At 65.9% G+C, this 17,993-nt stretch carries 19 protein-coding genes; 4 read left to right on the top strand and 15 right to left on the bottom strand.

The genetic code is table 11. From position 1 onward, the window contains the following. Positions 1-181: 181 nt before the first annotated feature. The 4 genes from QE360_RS14905 to QE360_RS14890 form a co-directional block, all read right to left on the bottom strand. A complete protein-coding gene (locus QE360_RS14905; RefSeq protein ID WP_309702722.1) occupies positions 182-904 on the bottom strand; it encodes an NTP transferase domain-containing protein in 723 nt (240 codons plus the stop codon). Continuing rightward, on the bottom strand, positions 901-1,998 hold the full coding sequence (locus QE360_RS14900; protein WP_309702719.1) for an inositol-3-phosphate synthase: 1,098 nt from the start codon (positions 1,996-1,998) through the stop codon (positions 901-903). Before QE360_RS14900 ends, QE360_RS14905 begins: the two co-directional genes overlap by 4 nt. Positions 1,999-2,004: 6 nt before the next feature. Next, positions 2,005-2,853 carry a CDP-alcohol phosphatidyltransferase family protein gene (locus QE360_RS14895; protein ID WP_309702717.1) on the bottom strand — a complete coding sequence of 283 codons (849 nt, stop codon included), beginning with the start codon at positions 2,851-2,853 and terminating at the stop codon, positions 2,005-2,007. A gap of 199 nt (positions 2,854-3,052) precedes the next feature. Further along, positions 3,053-5,383, bottom strand: a complete 2,331-nt coding sequence (locus tag QE360_RS14890; protein ID WP_309702716.1) for an FdhF/YdeP family oxidoreductase — start codon at positions 5,381-5,383, stop codon at positions 3,053-3,055. A gap of 129 nt (positions 5,384-5,512) precedes the next feature. Between QE360_RS14890 and QE360_RS14885 the strand changes: the two genes are divergently transcribed. Continuing rightward, positions 5,513-5,758: a hypothetical protein gene (locus QE360_RS14885; RefSeq protein ID WP_309702713.1), complete on the top strand. Its 246-nt coding sequence runs from the start codon at positions 5,513-5,515 to the stop codon at positions 5,756-5,758. Between the two features lie 95 nt (positions 5,759-5,853). On the opposite strand, the gene QE360_RS14880 is transcribed toward QE360_RS14885, so the two are convergent. The 5 genes from QE360_RS14880 to QE360_RS14860 are packed head-to-tail and all read right to left on the bottom strand — an operon-like array spanning position 5,854 to position 10,824. Further along, a complete protein-coding gene (locus QE360_RS14880) occupies positions 5,854-7,275 on the bottom strand; it encodes an efflux transporter outer membrane subunit (RefSeq protein ID WP_309702712.1) in 1,422 nt (473 codons plus the stop codon). Continuing rightward, the gene (locus QE360_RS14875) at positions 7,272-8,165 is read right to left on the bottom strand and encodes an HlyD family secretion protein (RefSeq protein WP_309702710.1); all 894 of its coding nucleotides are present in this window, start codon (positions 8,163-8,165) and stop codon (positions 7,272-7,274) included. The genes QE360_RS14880 and QE360_RS14875 overlap by 4 nt, the downstream gene beginning before the upstream one ends. Before the next feature lie 4 nt (positions 8,166-8,169). Continuing rightward, positions 8,170-8,394, bottom strand: a complete 225-nt coding sequence (locus tag QE360_RS14870; protein ID WP_309702708.1) for a DUF1656 domain-containing protein — start codon at positions 8,392-8,394, stop codon at positions 8,170-8,172. Then, the gene (locus QE360_RS14865; RefSeq protein ID WP_309702707.1) at positions 8,391-10,400 is read right to left on the bottom strand and encodes an FUSC family protein; all 2,010 of its coding nucleotides are present in this window, start codon (positions 10,398-10,400) and stop codon (positions 8,391-8,393) included. Before QE360_RS14865 ends, QE360_RS14870 begins: the two co-directional genes overlap by 4 nt. A gap of 4 nt (positions 10,401-10,404) precedes the next feature. Next, positions 10,405-10,824 (bottom strand): MarR family winged helix-turn-helix transcriptional regulator, encoded by a 420-nt coding sequence (locus QE360_RS14860; RefSeq protein ID WP_307098736.1) that lies wholly within the window; start codon positions 10,822-10,824, stop codon positions 10,405-10,407. Positions 10,825-11,039: 215 nt separating this feature from the next. On the opposite strand from QE360_RS14860, the gene QE360_RS14855 reads away from it, so the two are divergent. Beyond that, positions 11,040-11,480 (top strand): hypothetical protein, encoded by a 441-nt coding sequence (locus tag QE360_RS14855; protein WP_309702705.1) that lies wholly within the window; start codon positions 11,040-11,042, stop codon positions 11,478-11,480. After that, on the top strand, positions 11,477-12,403 hold the full coding sequence (locus QE360_RS14850) for a cation transporter (protein ID WP_309702703.1): 927 nt from the start codon (positions 11,477-11,479) through the stop codon (positions 12,401-12,403). Before QE360_RS14855 ends, QE360_RS14850 begins: the two co-directional genes overlap by 4 nt. Before the next feature lie 6 nt (positions 12,404-12,409). On the opposite strand, the gene QE360_RS14845 is transcribed toward QE360_RS14850, so the two are convergent. Both QE360_RS14845 and QE360_RS14840 read right to left on the bottom strand, forming a co-directional pair. Then, a complete protein-coding gene (locus QE360_RS14845; RefSeq protein WP_309702701.1) occupies positions 12,410-14,233 on the bottom strand; it encodes a DUF885 family protein in 1,824 nt (607 codons plus the stop codon). 77 nt (positions 14,234-14,310) lie between these two features. Next, a complete protein-coding gene (locus tag QE360_RS14840) occupies positions 14,311-14,766 on the bottom strand; it encodes an Lrp/AsnC family transcriptional regulator (protein WP_309702699.1) in 456 nt (151 codons plus the stop codon). A 92-nt stretch (positions 14,767-14,858) separates the two neighbouring features. On the opposite strand from QE360_RS14840, the gene QE360_RS14835 reads away from it, so the two are divergent. Continuing rightward, a complete protein-coding gene (locus QE360_RS14835; protein WP_309702697.1) occupies positions 14,859-15,170 on the top strand; it encodes a cupin domain-containing protein in 312 nt (103 codons plus the stop codon). Between the two features lie 219 nt (positions 15,171-15,389). Here QE360_RS14835 and QE360_RS14830 read toward each other — a convergent pair whose 3' ends face one another. The 4 genes from QE360_RS14830 to purM are packed head-to-tail and all read right to left on the bottom strand — an operon-like array spanning position 15,390 to position 17,971. After that, complete coding sequence (locus QE360_RS14830; protein ID WP_309702695.1) at positions 15,390-15,989, bottom strand: hypothetical protein; 600 nt, start codon at positions 15,987-15,989, stop codon at positions 15,390-15,392. Continuing rightward, positions 15,986-16,273, bottom strand: a complete 288-nt coding sequence (locus QE360_RS14825) for an MmcQ/YjbR family DNA-binding protein (protein ID WP_309702693.1) — start codon at positions 16,271-16,273, stop codon at positions 15,986-15,988. Before QE360_RS14825 ends, QE360_RS14830 begins: the two co-directional genes overlap by 4 nt. Then, positions 16,270-16,848 (bottom strand): phosphoribosylglycinamide formyltransferase, encoded by a 579-nt coding sequence (gene purN, locus QE360_RS14820; protein ID WP_309695423.1) that lies wholly within the window; start codon positions 16,846-16,848, stop codon positions 16,270-16,272. Before purN ends, QE360_RS14825 begins: the two co-directional genes overlap by 4 nt. Continuing rightward, positions 16,838-17,971, bottom strand: coding sequence for a phosphoribosylformylglycinamidine cyclo-ligase (gene purM / locus QE360_RS14815; protein WP_309702691.1), 1,134 nt, complete (start codon positions 17,969-17,971; stop codon positions 16,838-16,840). The genes purN and purM overlap by 11 nt, the downstream gene beginning before the upstream one ends. Between the last annotated feature and the right edge of the window lie 22 nt (positions 17,972-17,993).

The raw sequence follows: 17,993 nt of genomic DNA, 5'->3' as shown, positions 1-17,993 counted from the left end.
CTCAACCCCTCACCCAAGCTGCGCTAGCCAGCAGGCTGGCAAGCTTCGCTAACCCTCTCCCCTGTCCAGGGGAGAGGGGAAGAAGAAGCAATCCTGAATGTCGATCGGCCTTAAAAGTCTGTACGTCAGAGCAAGACCGGTTCATCGTCGATCCGATCCATCAGATGCCGGGACAGAACACCTAAGCGTCGACTACGCCAAGACGACTTGATGCCATCCATGTTTCTGCAATGCGCCATGCCCGCTCATCGTCCACATCGATCCATCCCAGATCGCTGCAATCCGTGATGCCAGCGGCCCGGTCGGTTACCAGGCACCGCATTCCCTCGGTGAGCGATGGCCTGTCCAATCCGCGGAGCGCGTCGAAAAGGCCCTTGCCGACCTTGAACACCCCCATATCGAAGCAGTCATAGAGGGCGAGACCCTTGCCGATGCCGACCAAGCGGTCGCCCTCCGTCTGAACGCACGTCACGTCGTCAAGATCGATCCAATCGCTATCGATCCGGCGGTCGATCCCGAGCGACGCGCCGCCGCCCGTATCGGCGGCGGCCATTCGCCGATAAAATGCTGGCTCGACCAGATGGTCGCACATCGCCAGGATCGCCTCCTTACCGCCCAGCAGCGGTTCGGCCGCCAGCAATGACGAACCGTTGGGATGCCGATGATCCTTTACCCGTACTGTTTCGACGTCGATCGGCCAGTCCTGCGCCGCGACATAGGCTTCGATCGTCTCTGCCTCATAGCCGACGACCACGACCGTTCGCGCCAGCCCTGCATGCGCCATACCGAGCACGGCATGGGCAAGCAGTGTCCGCCCGTCGACCAGGCAAAGGGGCTTGAGCGCGGCGACAGCGCGAAGGCGGGAGCCTTCGCCTGCCGCGAGAACAATACCGGTCTCGATCATTCCGCCGCTTCGGCAATGAACTCATCGACCGCCTGGGCCGCCAGGTCATCGGTCATCTGGAAACGCGGATGCTTGCAGAAATACGCCGATGCCGCGTCGATCGGCCCCGCCAAACCGCGATCCTTGGCCAGCTTGGCGCACCGGATCATATCGATGGCGACACCGGCACTGTTCGGGCTGTCCTCGACCGACAGTCGCAATTCCAAGTTCATCGGCACACCGCCGAACATCGTCCCTTCCATCCGCAGGAAGCAGATCTTGTTGTCGTTCTGCCAGGGCACATAGTCGGACGGGCCGATATGAACATTGTCGTCATGCAGCCGCTCCGCAGCGACCGACTGCACCGCCTCGGTCTTCGAGATTTTCTTGGAGGCGAGGCGGCGATGATTGGACATGTTCAGGAAGTCGGTGTTGCCCCCGGTGTTGAGCTGATAGGTCCGCTCCAGCTTGACGCCCCGCTTGGCGAACAGATCGGTCAGCACGCGATGAACGATGGTGGCACCGAGCTGCGCCTTGATGTCGTCGCCGATAATCGGCACGCCAGCCTGGGTGAAGCGTTCCGCCCAGATGGGGTCGCTCGCGATGAACACGGGAATATTGTTCACGAACGCCACGCCCGCCTCGAGCGCGCATTCGGCGTAGAACTCGCTGGCGGCCTGCGAACCCACCGGCAGATAGTTCATCAGCACATCGGTCTTGGTCTCGCGCAGGGCGGCGACCACTTCTGCTTTGGACGCCTCCTTTTCATGCGCGAGCAGGAATGTCCGATTGTCGTCATAATCCGACATATGTTCGGCGACGCCGTCAAGCACATGCCCCATCCGTACCTTGGTCCCAGTGGCAGGCACGGTTTCGCAAAAGACGGCGGTGCAATTGGGCTTGGCGAAAATCGCCTCCGACACGTCCCGGCCGACTTTGCGCTGATCGACATCCCAAGCCGCGACGACGCGGATATCGCTCGGCTTATACCCGCCAAGGTCCCAGTGCATGAGCCCGACGGTCTCATTTGCGCCCTCGCGATAATAGGAAAGACCCTGCACGAGAGAACTGGCGCAGTTTCCTATTCCAACGATAGCGATATTAATGGCCGACATTATTTCTTATTCCCTCTTATTTGCCAGAAAAGGATCTGCCGGTACTGCACTCAGACGATTTTCGACGATGCGGTGCTGGAAAAGTCCGAAGATGAGGATGACGTTCAGTGGGATGAGTTCAAACCACCAGAACAGGCGGGGATTGGCGAAAAGGCAGGCAAGGAAAATGGCGTAGACCCGCACATTGGCGGACAACAGGCTCATCAGCCGCATAGGTCCGACAGCTTGGGCGGCATATCTCGCCGCAAACTCGGAGGGCGCATGGTGCTGCCCCAGCACATGATCGAACCGCGCGGCGACGCGATCCAATAGTCCCCAGCAAAGGTCATAAAGTCGAACCAGCGGATTGCGGCTCGGGGCAGGAGGGGCGATCATCGCCACCGCATTGCGGCGACGGTGAAAGCGGGCCCGCTCGCTCTCGTACATGTTGGATTGGACCATGTGCGCAATGCCTGCCGCCACGGCCAGCGCCCAGCCTTCCAATGTGCCAATCGACAAGGCCAGCGAAACATAGATCAGGATGAAGACGCCGTGATCGCACAACCCGTCCAGCACGCGCCCCAGCGGACTGGCGGTGCCCGTGGCCCGCGCGATCATCCCGTCCAGGCCGTCGGCGACAAGCCAGCCGACCGACAGCAGCAAGCCGACCAAGGCAAAAGGCCACATTTCCCACTGCGTATAGGCCAGCGCCGCCAACGTGCCCAAAGCCAGCCCGGCCAGGGAAACGGCATTGGCCGAAATTCCGCGCGCGATGAACCAGGGCAAAAGAAAGCGCGCCGCTGGATGAATAATCCAGAGATTTGTCGGATCTTCTATCCGGCGGTCCCGTGACATGTCGGGGATGGTAAGCGTCATCAAATCGTAATGTATGGACTAAGCCCTACGAATAGCAAGCGATTTGCAAAGGGCCTGCCAAGCGTCGATTCAGGCCGGTGGGCGTGACGGGCTTGCATCCGCCGAAGTGCGCTAAATCAACGTGCTAGGCTCAAGATCCCTTACTGTTTGCGGGGAGCGCTTGCCTGCGCTCGGCTTCCCAAAAGACCGGTTCCGCCGGTCATGCCGTCGAACGATCCTCCATCCCCGGCTCGACTATCGCATCGCCGTCGCTTTCGACCGTCACGGGAATGGATTTGGCGGCGGGCGTCTTGCTGCCCACGGCATAATGCCACACCGGCATCAGGACGTTGCACTCGGGATAATAGCCGCCGATGCATCCGACCGGGATGTCATAGGCGACGACGATCATCCCCGACAAATGCCGGTCGACCCCGTCATCGGCGACGGTGCGCAACGTCACCGCCTGCCCGACCTTCAGACCCCGGCGTTCGATGTCGGATCGGTTCATCAGCACGATGTTGCGGATGCCGTCGATCCCCCGGAAACGATCGCTATAGCCATAGACGGTGGTGTTGAACTGGTCGTTGCTGCGCAATGTCATCAACCGCAGCACGTCATGGCCGACGTCCGGCATATCGAGATCTTCGTCGAGTGCCTCAGGCGTGACGAAATTGGCGCGGCCGGTATCGGTCTGCCATTCGCGCCGCTTGGCCGGCAGGTCGCGCTGGAAGCCGCCGGGCTCCCACATGCGTGTTTCATAGTCATGGAAATTGTCGGGGAGCGTATGGGCAATCTCCCGCCGGATCTCAGCATAGTCGGTCATATAGTCGTCCCACCGCACCTTGGGATGGGGCTCGAACACCTGTTTGGCGAGTTCGCATAGCAACCGTATCTCGCTGATGAGATGCGGAGAGGCTGGTGTGCGGATTCCGCGATTGCCATGTACGCAGCCAGACGTGTCTTCCATCGACAGCGCCTGCTGGCCGGCCGCCGTCTCGTCTATCTCCAGCCGCCCGATCACCGGCAGGATATAGCTGATCTCGCCGGGGAGCAGGGCGGTGCGGTTGAGCTTGGTCAGGACGTTGACGGTCAGCCGCATCCGCCGCCAGGCAGGTTCCATCCGGCCCTGGTCCGGGATGGCACGGGCGAAATTGCCGCCCAGCATGAAGAACGCCTTCACCCGCCCTTCGAGGATCGCCTCGCACGCTTCGACCGTGTTGTACCCCGCCTCGCGGGGTGGCTCGAAGCCGAATTGTTCACCCAGCCGGTCGAGCGGGAAAAGCTCGGGCTTTTCCGTGATGCCGACCGTCCGTTGGCCCTGGACATTGCTGTGGCCGCGCACCGGACAGATGCCCGCGCCCGGCCGTCCGATGTTGCCGCGCATCAGGAGGAGGTTGACCAGCATCTGCACCGTCTCGACCCCCGCACGGTGCTGCGTCAGGCCCATGCCGTAAATGCCGATGGTCGACGGCGCACGGGCATAGATCAGTGCCGTCGCTTCGAGATCGGCACGGTGCAGTCCGGAACGCCGCTCCAACTCGTCCCAATCCTGCGCCCGCAGCCAGTCGGCGAAGCGCGCGAACCCATGCGTGTGCTCGTCGATAAAGGCGAGGTCGAGGATCGGTGGTTCACGCGCCGCCAAGGCATCGTCGTGCAGCGTCAGCACCGCCTTGCAGATACCCGTAATCGCGGCCAGATCGCCGCCATTCTTGACCTGATGATAGTCCGAGCTGATCCGCGTGTCCTTGCCGGTCAGCATCTCGGTCGGCGACTGGGGGTTCAGGAACCGCTCCAACCCTCGCTCGCGAAGCGGGTTGAAGGTGATGATCGGCACCCCGCGCTGGCTGGCTTCCTGAAGCGGGTGCAGCATGCGGGGCGAGTTGCTCCCCGGATTCTGGCCGAAGAACATCAGGCAGTCGGTCTTGGCGAAGTCCCCCAGATCGACCGTGCCGACGCCCTGGCCGATACTGGCGGGCAGCGCGACCGAGGTCGTTTCATGGCACATGTTCGAGCTGTCGGGCAGGTTATTGTTGCCATAAAGCCGGGCGAAAAGCTGATAGAGATAGCTGCCTTCGTTCGACAACCGGCCGGAGCTGTAGAAGACGGTGCCGTGTTGCTTGTCGTCCACCGCGCGAAGTTCGCGGGCGATCTCTTCGATGGCATGGCCCCAGGATACCGGCACATATTTGTCGGTCGCGGGATCGTAGCGCAGCGGATGGGTCAGCCGCCCCGGCTGTTCCAGATGATAGTCATCCCAAGCCAGCAATTCGCTGACCGTATGTTCGGCGAAGAAGGCGGGCGTGCAGCGGTGCGCGGTCAACTCCCACGCCACCGCCTTCACCCCGTTCTCACAGAACTCGAAGGGGAGCGGCGTGGCCGGTTTGACCCAGGCGCAGCTGTTGCACTGATAGCCGTCGACCTTGTTGTGGCGCGACAGCGCGATGCTGGCGCTGCCGAGCACGCCCTCCCGGCGCAGGATATTGCCGACCGATCGGGCCGATCCCCAACCACCGGAGGGGAGGCGATACGGCTTGTAAGTGGCTTTCATCGGGCATCTCCGGCCGGGGGCGGCGGGCGTTTCCTTGCGAAACATTCGCCGGGTCCTGTCGTTAACCCTGTAGCGGCGGCGGCTATCCCAGATTTAATCTAAGATACGGATTTAAAAAGGAGAAATGCCATGACGGTCGGTCGCGACTATATGCTGAAAAAGACGACGGGGCCCTCGGCTCCGAAATATTTCATCGACACGCAAATTGTGCCGCGACTGGTCAACGCCGTCGGTCGAGGGGAGGTGTTGCTCGACCGTTCGGCTGTCCGCCTTGGTATCCGACCGTCGGTGCTCGTCGGCGGGGCCGCGTGTATCATGGCAGGGCTGCTCTGGAATATGCGGAGCGGCTGGTCAGGGACGACGGATCGAGCGTAGCACGGCCGACCGGAAGGGTGATCCTTATTGAAAGCTGGAACTCCGGTTGCCCGGCCATATCTGGGGAAAACCCCCGGTTTTACTTGTCCGGAAGGCTAAATCTGCCAGCCGCCCCCCAATGCCAGGAACAGCTGAACCTGGTCCGCCGCCAGCCGGCTGTCCGCCGCCGCGAGCGTCTGCTCTGCGCCGATCAGCGTGCGTTGGGCATCGAGGACGGACAGAAAACCCGTGCGTCCCGCTTTGAACAGCCGTTCGGCATCATTCGCAGCGCGAGCGGACTGATCGCGGGCGGCGGTTAGCGCCGCACGGCGATCCAAGTCCCGCGCGTAAATGGTCAGGGCGGTTTCGGTCTCACGCAACGCGGCGAGGACCGTTCCGTCGAACCTGGCATAGGCGGCGTCGGCCTCGGCCTGCGCGCTGGCGATGCGCACGCGGACCCGTCCACGGTTCGGAAACTCCCAACTGATCAGTGGCCCCAGCGAGAATTTATAGGTGTCGCTGCCGAGTGCGTTGCGCAGCAGGCCGACCGAGCCCACCGAGGCGCCGAGGGTGATGCGCGGGTAGAGTTCCGCTTCCGCGACCCCGATCCTGGCCGTGGCGGCGTGCAATTCCAATTCGGCGCGGCGCACGTCCGGACGACGTTGCAGCAGCGCTGCGCCGTCGCCGATCGGAATGGCCCGGTCGAGACGGGGCTCCTGCGTACAGGCCGCAACCTGGCGATCGAACTCGGCGGGCGGGCGGCCGGTCAGCGTCGCCAGACGGAACAGCGCGACCTGCCTGGCCCCGAGCAAGCTCGGCAAGGTGGCGCGGACCTGTTCCTCCTGCGCCCGCGACCGGGTCGCGTCGAGCGCGATGCCGCGTCCGGCGCGGATCAGCCGCTGCGTCAGGGTCGTCGTGCGCGCCTGGAGAGCCACCGCCTGCTGCGCAATGCCGATCTCCCGCCCAGCGGCACAGGCATCGAGATAGGCGCGGGTCGTATCCGCCACGACGGTCGCGCGTGTCGCGTCATAGGCGGCCTGGGTCGCTGCGACATCCGCCCCGGCCGCTTCGACGGCGCGCCGGATCTGCCCGGCAAGGTCGACCTGATAGGAGATACCCGCCCGCGCCGAATAGACGAAGGACGAGGGCAGGGGCGTGCCGGGCAGCAATTCCTCCTCCGCCGATCGCTGGGCATAGCCGGGCGCGGCCTCGATCTCGGTCCTTGGCTGGCGAGCCTGCTCGGCAAGGCCGAGCGCGGCATTGGCGCGTGCGATATTGGCGCTGGCGACGCGCAGGTCCGTATTATGGGCGAGTGCGTCCTCGACCAGTCGGTCCAGCACCGGATCGCTGTACAACTTCCACCAATGGTCCGGCAGTGGGGCAGGGGTGAAGGCCTTGGAAGTACCGCTTACAAAGCCGCCCGTCGCACTGGGGCGTTCCGCAACGGCTGTGGCGGGCCTGTGATAATCAGGCCCCGCCGCTGCACAGCCCGCAAGCAGGGCCGCCATGAAGGAAGAGGCGAGCGGGTGGCGCCTCATGCCCGTACCCCCTTTGGCCGAGCCGGTGTCGCTGGCGGCAATATCTCGACCGTCGCGGTTCGGCCGACCACCAGCGCGATCCCGGCGGGCAGCTGATCGATGGTGATGCGGACGGGGATGCGCTGTGCCAGCCGAACCCAGCTGAAGGTCGGGTTCACATTGGCGAGCAGGTTCGCGCCCGAATTGCGATCGCGATCCTCGATGCCGCCAGCGATGCTCTGCACGTGCCCCGCAATGGTCGCTCCTTCACCCATCAGGCGGATCTGCACGGGATCGCCGACATGGATGCGGGGCAGCTTCGTCTCCTCGAAATAGCCGATGATGTGGAGCGAACTCCGGTCGATGATCGCAAATTCGGGGTGACCGGCACTCGCATAGTCGCCGGGACGAAGCTCCAAATTGGTGACCGTGCCGGCGACGCTGGCGCGTACCATCGTCCGGGCCAGGTTGAGGCGGGCGGTGTCCAGCGCCGTGCGGGCCTGGGCCAGCGAAGCATCGAGCTGGGCGACCTTGGCCATGCTCTGTTCGCGGACTTCCCCGGCGACCAGATCCCCCAGCGACTGGTTGCGTCGGGCCTCGCGTCGCGCCTGGGCAAGCTGCACCTGCTGGGCGGCGACCGCCGCCTGCGCCTGCGCCACGGCCAGCCGGTAACGCGGCCGGTCGACCTCGAACAACGGCGTGCCGACGGCCACCTGCTGGTTATCGCGGACGAGGACCGAGGTGACCAGCCCGGACACATCGGGCGCCACCTGGATCACATCGGCGCGGACCCGGCCGTCGCGGGTCCAGGGATCTTCCTCATAATGCGCCCATAGCCGTTGCCCGGCGAACCCGGCGAGGGCGACGACCATCAGCGTCACGGCGACGCGCAGAAATGCAGTCTTCTTCATTTCACTAACCGAAAAGAGCGGCCACATCGCCGCCGTTGAGGAGCGCGGCGAAGCCCGCCCAAAGGAGAATGGTAAGCGCCACGTCGAACAGGCCACGATGCCAGACGAAGCGATATAGTCGCAGCCGCCCAAGCGCCCAGGCGATCGCTTCCGCAGCGACGAACGCCAGAATGGCGGCGATCAACAGCGGGTGGACATAGACCCCGGCAAGATCGACTTCCCCCGTCATGCCGCTTCCTCCCGCATGTCCCAGGGAGCGGCCCCCGGAAAGAAGTTGCGCCGCAGTCCGGTCAACGCGGCAAGCTCGTTCCACCGGCTTTCGGAAGCCGGCAGGTCGATCGCGGAGGCGATGGCGGCATCGATCCGGGCGAGCAGGGTGGATGCGGGTGCTGCCGTCGTGTCGGGGTCGCCGTTGCGGAAATGCACGGCGATCTCGTTGCGCAACGCGGCCAGCGCTGCGTTATCGTCGCCCCCGCCCGGCGCCAGCTGAGCCACATTCACGCCCACCCGGAGATCGCGCAGCGTCGCCATGGCGACATCGCGGTCCGCCTGGTCGACATCGCCGACCCGCGCGGCGAGCAGCCCCACCCGGTCGAGCATCCGGCTCTTCCAACTGGCGATCGCAAGGCTGGACGGACCAGACGCAAGATCGGCCAGTTCGCGCCAGCCCGCACGACGCAGCCGCCGAACGGCCGTTCCCGCGCCAAGGCTGCGAAAGACACGCGTCGCAAAGATCGCGGCCGCCACGCCGACCAGCTGGGCGATGCTGCCATTGAAGAAACCAACGGCATCGGCGGAGAAGTTGTTGGTCAACGCCAGCCCCCCCGCGATGCCGATGATCATCGGCATCATCCGGCCATACCAGTGCGGCAGCGCGAGCAGGGCACCGGCGATCAGGAGCATCGGGGCCAGCACCAGCGCCAGCATCTCGAAGCTGTGCACCAGTGGAAGCAGCGCAAAGAGATAGAGGGCGGTCAGCGGCAGCGATACGGCGGTCCAGATCAGGAAACCACGCTGGGCCGGAACCGGATCGTCCATCGTCGCAAAGAAACAGCATACGACGGCCGCGATCATCGCCGCCACCGCTCCCTCGGGCCAGGCGGCCACAATCCAGAAAGCGCAGCAGCCCAGGACCGCGATTGCGGTTGCCGCGGCGGACAGCGCCGCCAGCGCATAATCCCGGTGGAGCGGGCGGCGCTGCCGCTCGCGCAGCAGGGCCCGGACGGGCTCGGGCATCGGGGTGTCGGGCGCGGTCGCCTGCACGGCGACATGCCGCGCCGTGTCGAGCGCCACGACCAGTTCGCCGAGACGGGCGAGCAGATTGGCGATCAGTAGGCTACCCCATGACCGCATGGGCTCGTCCGCCGCCAGCGCGGCGCAGCGCGCGACGAGCGCGGCAGGTTCCGCACTGTCGGGCTCGCGGACCCAGCGCCGGACATCGTCGATCAGCGCCGCGACGGGGGCGGGAAGGGCGTGCAGGACCGAAAGGCTGCGTATGCGGTCCTCCACGGCCGAGACGAGCGGGACAAGGAGAACCAGCCTATCCTGCAACGCCGCCAGTACCGCTGTGGTCGGTCGCTGCGCGTCGGTATCGAACGGCACATGTGTGGCCATGACGTGAAGTTCGGTGACGTCTCCGGCCAGGCGGCGGCGCTTCGCATCCGTATGGGCCAGAGGCTCCGGCGCGAGCGAGTCGACGATCCAGCTTTCCGCCTCGCCCATCACGGCCTGGATGCGCGTGCGGAGCAGGGCGGTGACGCTGCGCGGCCAGACGACCGCGTGGACGATAGCGGCACAGGTCACGCCGATCCCGATTTCCTGGGCGCGCAGCACCGCCACCTGGAAAATCGCCTCCGGGTGGGTGACGCTGGGAAACCCGACGAGCGCCGCCGTATAGCCCGCCAGCATGAACAGATAGGATCGCGGCGTACGGTCGAGCAGTGAGACGAACTGGCAGCCCGCAACCCAGAGCGCGAGCGCAAGCGACAGCAAGATCGGCGCGTTGACCAGCAAGGGTATCAGCACGACGGTGGCGCTGGCCCCGACGATCGTCCCGAGGAGGCGGAACACGGCCTTGGATCGGACCGCGCCGGTCAGCGGCTGGCTGGTGATATAGACGGTCGCCATGGCCCAGAAGGGTCGATCCAGCCCGAGCCGGAACGACACGAACAGCGCCAGCATCGCCGCCACGAAACAATTGGCGGAAAACACCGCCTGCCGCACGCCGATCCGCATGGGCTCAATCCGTCTCGGACGCGCCGATCGCCTGGCTGAGCCGTTCCACCACGGTGATCGCGATGGCCAGATCTTCGGCCGGGATATCGGCAAAGAGCGCGGACCGGATTTCCGCCGAGCGGGTTTCTGCCAGCGCGGCGAGCGAACGACCCGCCGGGGTAAGATGGATCGTCTTGGCGCGCTTGTCGCTGGCATCCGGCCGCCGCTCGGCAAGGCCCGCGCGCTCGATCTGGTCGACCAGCGGCACGACCGTCGGCCCTTCGACGCCAAGCTGCTCCGCCAACATGCCCTGGCGCACCCCGTCCTCCATCCGGCCGAGCAACATGACGGCAAGCGCGGACGAGTGCGAAAGCGACAGCCCTGCCAAGGCACGGTCGAGATGCCGCCTGTAGGCGCGGGCCAGCGGGATCAGCGTGGTCGCCAATCGCCGTTCCAGATGACGTCGAGAATCGGACATTTCGAAATATAGATAGCTATCTATCTATTATGGCGCAAATGGTTTGTGGGCCGTTGCGATCGGGGGCGGCCAGCGGGCAGGGCGGACAATATCACGCGCCTGACCCAATGTGCTTGCATCGAAAGGAAAATCCCGCTGCTATGGGTCATGAGGAATGTCCTTCGCATTGGCGCAGACCGTCGATGAAATTCGTCTGGCTGCCGCTTCTCCTGCTCGCGGGCTGTGGCGACATTCCGCGCGACCCCGAGGGAACGCTGGAGACCGTCCGCGCGAGCCGAGCCATTCGCGTTGGGGTGGTCGAGGGTGCCGAGCGAGGGGACATGGCGGTTGCCGACAGGATCCTGACCCGGATTGCCGCGCGGACCGGTGCTGCGCCCATGGTCGTCGGCGGTACGCTCGAGCCGCTGCTTCTCCGACTGGAAGCGGGACAACTGGACCTCGTCGTCGGCGGGCGCTTCGACGCGAAATCCCCCTGGGCGAAGCGCGTCGCGCTCGGTCTGCCGTACCGCCGCCATGACGAAGGCAAGGCCGTGACGGCATCGCATATCGTCGCCCGGAACGGCGAGAATGCGTGGATCACGCTGGTCGAACGCGAAACAAGAGCGGAGGCGCCGAACCGATGAGCAAGGACGTCTTGCCCCCGCATTTGAAACCCGTCTTCGCCCGCGCGCAACGGCTGGAGTGGTGGTCGCTGGCCTGGACGATCAGCGTGATCGCCGTCATGGGGGCGGCGATGGGGGCAAGCCAGGCGATGAAGACGGCCTGGATCGAGGACTGCCTCAGCCTGGTCCCGCCGATCGTCTTCCTGATCTCGGCGCGCCTGGAGAGACGTCCGCCCACCGCGCTCTTTCCGAACGGCTTCGCCCGCGCGCCGAGCGTCGCCTTCGCACTGGCCGCCGCCGCGCTCACCGCTCTCGGCGGCGTCCTGCTGGTAACCTCGGCGATGAGCCTGATCGGGCAGGAGCATGCCACCGTCACCTCGGTGATGATCGCTGGGCGGGAAATCTGGCTGGGTTGGCTGATGGTGGCCGCTCAGGTCTATTCGATCGTCGTGCCGATCGTCCTCGGCCGGTTGAAGCTGCCGCTCGCGCGCGAACTGAACGACAAGACGCTCTTAACGGATGCGATGACGCAGAAGGCCAACTGGATGACGGGGGTAGCCGGGATCGGCGGGGTGATCGGTATCGGGCTGGGCTATTGGTGGGCAGATGCGGTCGCGGCGGGCCTGATCTCGCTGGATATTCTGAATGACGGGCTGCGCTCGCTAAAGTCGGCGGCGGCGGAATTGATCGACGGCGCCCCCCGCGCGCTCGACGGGGAGCGCGTGGCCGACGATGCCTCGGCGCTGCATGCAGCGTTGAACGCCCGCTTCCCGGGCGCCGAAGTGCGCCTGCGCGAGACAGGACGCGTCATCGGCGCCCAGGTCGTCGGTGCCTTGCCGGAGGACGGCGGCTATGATCCGGCGGCGTTCTGGCCGGGCGCCCCGGATCGGTCGTGGCGCCTCGACCATGTCAGCTTCATCCCCCCGGAACGAGGGGCCGAATAGCAGCCGTCAGACAGCGCGGGCCCGTTCCTCGACGATCCGCTCGAGCATCGACAGCGGCATCGCGCCGGACTCCAGCACGTCGTGGAAATGCCTGAGGTCGAAGCGGTCGCCCGCGATCGCCTTGGCCTTTTCCCGCGCGCGCAGCCAGGCGGCGTGGCCGATCTTGTAGCTGCATGCCTGACCCGGCGAGACGCAATAGCGTTCGATCTCACGCTGCGAGCGACCGGGTGCGAAGCCGACCGTGTCGACCAGATATTTGGTCGCCTGATCATGCGTCCAGCGCTTGGTATGGATGCCGGTATCGACCACCAGCCGCGCGGCGCGGAACAGGAAGGATTGGAGATAACCTGCGCGCTCGACCGGCGAGGCATAGCCGCCGAGTTCGTCGGCCAGTTGCTCCGCATAGAGCGCCCAGCCTTCGAGATAGGCATTGAAGAAGGCGATCTTGCGCAGCGGGTGGGTTGGCGCGCGCTGGGCGGTCGAAATCTGGAGGTGATGGCCCGGCACGCCTTCATGATAGGTCAGGCTCGGCAATGTGTATTTCGGCCAGTCGTGCACGCTCTTGAGGTTGATCCAATAGATCGCGGCGCGCGAACCATCGAGCGGCGCGCGGAAATAATAGCCATTGGGCGCGCCGTCCTGAATCTCAGGCGCGACGCGGCGGATCTCGAGCGGGGCATTGGGCGGGTTGGTGAACGCCTGCGGCAGGCGCGCCTGCATCGCCTGGACGCTGGCATTGAGGCTGGCGAGCAGCTCGCCGCGTCCCGCGTCGGTATCAGCGAACAACTGGGTCGGCAGACGGTTGAGCTGGTCGAGGCGCGCGCCGACGCTCCCCTTGTTCAGACCCTGGCTCCGCAGAATGGGTTCGAGCTGTGCGGTCAGCTCGGCCACCTGTTGCAGCCCCATGCGATGTACCGCGTCCGGCGACAGGGTCGTGGTGGTCGCCTGCGCCAGGGCCGCGGCATAGAGCGCCTCGCCGTCCGGCAGCGCCCAAACGCCGGCGGCACTGCGTGCCGAAGGGCGAAGCGACCGCAACAGCGCGATCTGGCGATCAAGCGCGGGATAGACCTGCTGGGCGACGATCCGGGCGGCACGCCCCTGCCAGTCGCCAGCGATGTTCGCCGCGCCGGTGCGGCGGGTCAGGGCCTGGACAAGCTGGCTGTCGGCCGGGGCGGGCGACCGGAGCTTCGCCATCTGGCCAAGCGCGAGATCGATCGAGAAGTCGGGGGCGAGCCGCCCCTTTGCCGCCTCGCGCCGCTGAACCTCGGTTTCGTTATCGAGCTGACGCCCCATCAATGCGAGGCGATCGAGATAGGCTTCGGCATCGTCGGCGGTTTTGACCGGATGGGTCGAGGCCAGAAAATCGGGCAGCGAGAAATACACGCCGTCCTGCTGCGAGATCGGATAGGGCCCCTGCGGCGAGGAGAGGCCGAACTGCTCCGGGCCGACCATGTTGGACTTGATATTGTACAGCACGACTTCGCGGTCGATGCGGGCTTGCGGCGATAACGAACTAGGGTCGACGGCGGCGACGAGCGCATGGGCCTTGCGATTGCGGGCGAGATCCTTGGCGATCGCCTGATAGCTGTTGTCGCTCAACTTGTGCCGCAGATCGGTGTTCGTGCCGGTATCGAAGCCCAGTGAGGTTGCGAATTCCGGCGACTGGCGCACGGTTTCGCCCAGCACCTGGTCAAAGACCGCATTCAGCCGCGCGTCCCCCGGCAAAGCCGCCGCCGGACCGCCCGAAGCCTGCGCGGAGGCCGGACGGGCGGGCAATGCACCAAGCCCGACGGCCGCGGCACCGGACAGCATGAAGGTGCGACGATCCATGAAATTTCCCCGTTTATGAAGCTATTGATGCCACGCTATGCGACGGGGCGGCCATTGCGCAACCCGCCCGTCGCGGATCAGGGCTTTTCCGGGCACCCCGCCCATGCCGACAGGATGACGGTCGTCTCCACTAAGGCGATGCCCTCCACCGCTCGCAGCCGGTCCGCCAATTCCGACAGCGCCTGTGGCGACGCGACCGACACGACCAACACCGCGTCCCGGTCGCCCGCGATGGCATAGATACGCTCCACCTCGGGCCAGGACAGGAGCGGGTCGGTGATCCGCCGACACGGGCGAACCGCCAGGCAAAGCGTCACCAGCGCCTGGACGCCCGCGACGACATCGGGCGCGATCATCGCGCTATAGCCCTGGATGATCCCGTCACGTTCCAGCCGCGCGATACGGGCCTGCACGGCGGTGCGCGACAGGTTCAACGCGCGGGCCAGCGAGGTGGTCGTCCGGCGCGCGTCATGGCGCAACAATGCCACCAGTTTCCGGTCGGTCTCGTCCAGGGTCATGCCGGTCCGGTTCATGGGCGCTTTCGAAACGTCGTCACTGACGGCGATCCGCAATCTCGCCAATCACCTCGTCCCATAGCATGGGAGCCGCGACAAGGGAGGTCGTGATGAAGATCATCGAAGCAGCCACGTTCACCGGCCATCGCCCCTGGGCGGCGCTTGATATCGCGGAGATCGACGGGGTATCGGTTCGGCTCCACTGGACGGACCAGCCCTATATCTGGCACGTTAATGACGGTGCCGAGGTGTTTGTCGTGCTGGACGGCATGGTCGACATGCAGGTGCGCGAGCGGGGCGAGGAGCACGTCCATCGCCTGACGCCAGGAGCGATCTTCCACGCCGAACCCGGCGACACCCATCGCGCCGTGCCGATCGGACCTGCGCGTGTGCTGGTCGTCGAACGGGCAGGGAGCATTTGACCGCTAAGCGACGATCTCCGGGTTGGTAGTTCCCGCCTGCCGTCCGAACAAGCGGCGATCATGGCCGTCTTCGGCATGCAGAAGCGCATCATGTGGTCCATCCTCTGAGCGAGCGCCGATCTGGCGATTAATAGACAAACGCGACATAAGCCGCATCATCAATGCCAATGCCATCATCGCACGATGAATGACCAGCGCCCCTCGAACTCCTGAGGGGCCTTAGCCGTGCTTCGTCGCCCAGGCGGCGTTCAGCTTGGCCATCGTGCCGTGACGGTCCCGCAGCCGCAGTCCTTCCAGGCGCAGCGTCCGGCCTCGCAGCAGGCGACCATGCGTGCTCCAGACCACGTCGTACAGCCCGCTCGCCGTCCGCGCGGTATCGCCGTCCCAATAGCGGGTCGTGATCAGCACCGGCAGTCGGCCTTCCTTCGTATCCGCCTGGCCATCGGTCAGGGCCAGGATCGGGTCGGCGATCGGCCCCGCATCGATCACGGGGTCGCCGACGGGCGCCTGCCGGGCGATCCCCGACTTTGCCGGGAAATCGATCGTCACGTCCTGCAGGTCATGATTCGGGTCGCGCAGCGCGAGGCGGCGGCCGTCGCCTTCGGCGGTCGCGGTCAGGTCCAGCCGGGCACGGTCGTTGCGTTGCGCGCTGGCGGCGGCGGCCTTGTCGGCGGCATCGCTGCGGCGCTGCGACCAGTTCAGATAGAGCGTCAGCGCGGCGACGAGCAGGCCTGCCACGGCCACGAACTCGGCCAGGCTCAGCAATCGCCGCCGCGACTTGGCGCGGTCAGCGGCCTCGTCGCCCGCCGATTGGCTCATCGCCCGCCCGCCTCGAGCAATTCGGTCGGCGCGACCAGTTCCCAGCTGCGCGCGATCCGGTCCTCGACCAGCGTCCAGTCGCTGTCGGCCGACAGCGCGATGCTCGTCCAGTGCGGCGCGGCGCCTTCGTCGGCGACACACAGGTGTAGCCCCGACGCCCCGTCAGCGACCCGCGCAAAGGGCTCGCCTTCGACCAGGAACCGGGTTTCGCCGTCGTGCAGGTCCTCGGTGACACCGGGCAGCAGTAGGGCGATGTCGCGAATGCGGGCCAGATTATCGGTCATCGGCGCACGAACTCCGAGAGGATGCGGGGATAGAGACGATGTTCCTCGACCAGAACGCGCGCGGCAAGTGCCCCGGCATCGTCACCCGGCAGGATCGACACCTCCGCCTGGCCCAGCACCTCGCCATCATCCAGTTCCTCGGTCACGATATGGACCGAACACCCCGCCTTGGCATCGCCCGCCGCGATCGCGCGCGCATGGGTGTCGAGCCCCTTGTAGAGCGGCAGGAGCGAGGGATGAATATTGAGAATACGGCCCTCCCAGCGGCGCACGAAATCGCCCGACAGCAGCCGCATATAGCCCGCCAGCGCGATCACCTCCACGCCCGCGTCGCGCAGCGCTTGGTCGATCGCCGCTTCATAGGCGGGTTTGCCGATCCCCTTGGGCGACAGCGCGAAGGTCGCGATGCCCCGCTCCGCCGCCCAGGCCAGCCCGGCCGCCTCGGGCTTGTCCGAGGCGACGAGGGCGACATGATAAGCCGGGTCGCCGCCCTGCGAAGCGGCGACCAGCGACTGCATGTTGGAACCGCGGCCGGAAATCAGGATGCCGACCTTGACCGGGCCGTCAGGCCGCATGGGTCGCCGTCCAGTCCGCCTTGGCGCTCCAGGTGCCCGCCGAGCCGGTGACGGTGCAGCCACGCTCGCCCGCCTCGATCCGGCCGATGGTCAGTACGGTTTCGCCCGCGTCGGTCAGGGTGGCGGCCAGCGCTTCGGCCTGGTCGGCCGCGACGACCACCGCCATACCGATGCCGCAGTTGAAGGTGCGCGCCATTTCCTCGGGTTCGATCCCGCCCTGCGCCTGCAGGAACGCCATCAGACGCGGCTGTTCCCAGCGATCCGCATCGACCACGGCATGGACGCCCTTGGGCAGGACACGCGGGATGTTTTCGAGCAGACCGCCGCCGGTGATGTGCGCGAGCCCCTTGATCGTCCCGGCCTTGAGCGAGGGAAGCAGCGAGCGGACGTAGATCCGAGTCGGCGCCATCAGCGCCTCGATCAGCAGCCGCTCCTGATCGAACAATGCGGGACGATCGAGCTTCCATCCCTTGTCGGCGGCAAGGCGGCGAACCAGCGAGAAGCCGTTGGAGTGGACCCCCGACGAGGCGAGGCCGAGGATCACGTCGCCGTCGGAAATCCCGCTTCCCGTCAGCACCTGGTCCCGCTCGACCGCGCCGACGCAGAAACCCGCCAGGTCATAGTCGCCCGCCGCATACATGCCCGGCATCTCGGCGGTCTCGCCACCGATCAGCGCGCAGCCCGCGATGCGGCAGCCTTCGGCGATCGAGGCGATGACCCGCTCGGGAACATCGCCCTCCAGCTTGGCGGTGGCGTAATAATCGAGGAAGAACAAGGGCTCGGCGCCCTGTACGACCAGGTCGTTGGCGCACATCGCGACCAGGTCGATGCCGACCCCGTCATGGCGATCATGCTCGATCGCCAGCTTCAGCTTCGTGCCCACGCCGTCATTGGCGGCGACCAGCAGCGGATCGGTGAAGCCCGCCGCCTTCAGGTCGAAGAAGCCGCCGAACCCGCCCAGATCGGCGTCGGCGCCCGGCCGCCGCGTCGCCTTGGCGAGCGGGCCGATGGCGCGGACCAGCGCGTTGCCCGCGGCGATCGAAACGCCCGCATCGGCATAGGTGTAGGGAGCGCCGGTTTCGGCGGGCGACGGGGTGGTGGACGGCGTGCTGTTGTCGGTCATGTTTGCCCGTTAGCTATATCGC

This window comes from Sphingomonas sp. SORGH_AS_0789 (assembly GCF_031453055.1).
In the GTDB taxonomy this organism is placed as follows: Bacteria; Pseudomonadota; Alphaproteobacteria; order Sphingomonadales; family Sphingomonadaceae; genus Sphingomonas.
The sequence above is the reverse complement of the archived record's forward strand: the minus strand, read 5'-3'. Positions and strand labels throughout refer to the sequence as shown.

Coding starts and splice junctions, on each gene's coding strand:
- QE360_RS14895 (WP_309702717.1), bottom strand. CDS start 2,853: ATGACGCTTACCATCCCCGACATGTCACGGGACCGCCGGATAGAAGAT.
- QE360_RS14845 (WP_309702701.1), bottom strand. CDS start 14,233: ATGGATCGTCGCACCTTCATGCTGTCCGGTGCCGCGGCCGTCGGGCTT.
- QE360_RS14855 (WP_309702705.1), top strand. CDS start 11,040: ATGAAATTCGTCTGGCTGCCGCTTCTCCTGCTCGCGGGCTGTGGCGAC.
- QE360_RS14825 (WP_309702693.1), bottom strand. CDS start 16,273: ATGACCGATAATCTGGCCCGCATTCGCGACATCGCCCTACTGCTGCCC.
- purM (WP_309702691.1), bottom strand. CDS start 17,971: ATGACCGACAACAGCACGCCGTCCACCACCCCGTCGCCCGCCGAAACC.
- purN (WP_309695423.1), bottom strand. CDS start 16,848: ATGCGGCCTGACGGCCCGGTCAAGGTCGGCATCCTGATTTCCGGCCGC.
- QE360_RS14890 (WP_309702716.1), bottom strand. CDS start 5,383: ATGAAAGCCACTTACAAGCCGTATCGCCTCCCCTCCGGTGGTTGGGGA.
- QE360_RS14900 (WP_309702719.1), bottom strand. CDS start 1,998: ATGTCGGCCATTAATATCGCTATCGTTGGAATAGGAAACTGCGCCAGT.
- QE360_RS14875 (WP_309702710.1), bottom strand. CDS start 8,165: ATGAAGAAGACTGCATTTCTGCGCGTCGCCGTGACGCTGATGGTCGTC.
- QE360_RS14870 (WP_309702708.1), bottom strand. CDS start 8,394: ATGACGGGGGAAGTCGATCTTGCCGGGGTCTATGTCCACCCGCTGTTG.
- QE360_RS14880 (WP_309702712.1), bottom strand. CDS start 7,275: ATGAGGCGCCACCCGCTCGCCTCTTCCTTCATGGCGGCCCTGCTTGCG.
- QE360_RS14840 (WP_309702699.1), bottom strand. CDS start 14,766: ATGAACCGGACCGGCATGACCCTGGACGAGACCGACCGGAAACTGGTG.
- QE360_RS14905 (WP_309702722.1), bottom strand. CDS start 904: ATGATCGAGACCGGTATTGTTCTCGCGGCAGGCGAAGGCTCCCGCCTT.
- QE360_RS14865 (WP_309702707.1), bottom strand. CDS start 10,400: ATGCGGATCGGCGTGCGGCAGGCGGTGTTTTCCGCCAATTGTTTCGTG.
- QE360_RS14830 (WP_309702695.1), bottom strand. CDS start 15,989: ATGAGCCAATCGGCGGGCGACGAGGCCGCTGACCGCGCCAAGTCGCGG.
- QE360_RS14850 (WP_309702703.1), top strand. CDS start 11,477: ATGAGCAAGGACGTCTTGCCCCCGCATTTGAAACCCGTCTTCGCCCGC.
- QE360_RS14885 (WP_309702713.1), top strand. CDS start 5,513: ATGACGGTCGGTCGCGACTATATGCTGAAAAAGACGACGGGGCCCTCG.
- QE360_RS14835 (WP_309702697.1), top strand. CDS start 14,859: ATGAAGATCATCGAAGCAGCCACGTTCACCGGCCATCGCCCCTGGGCG.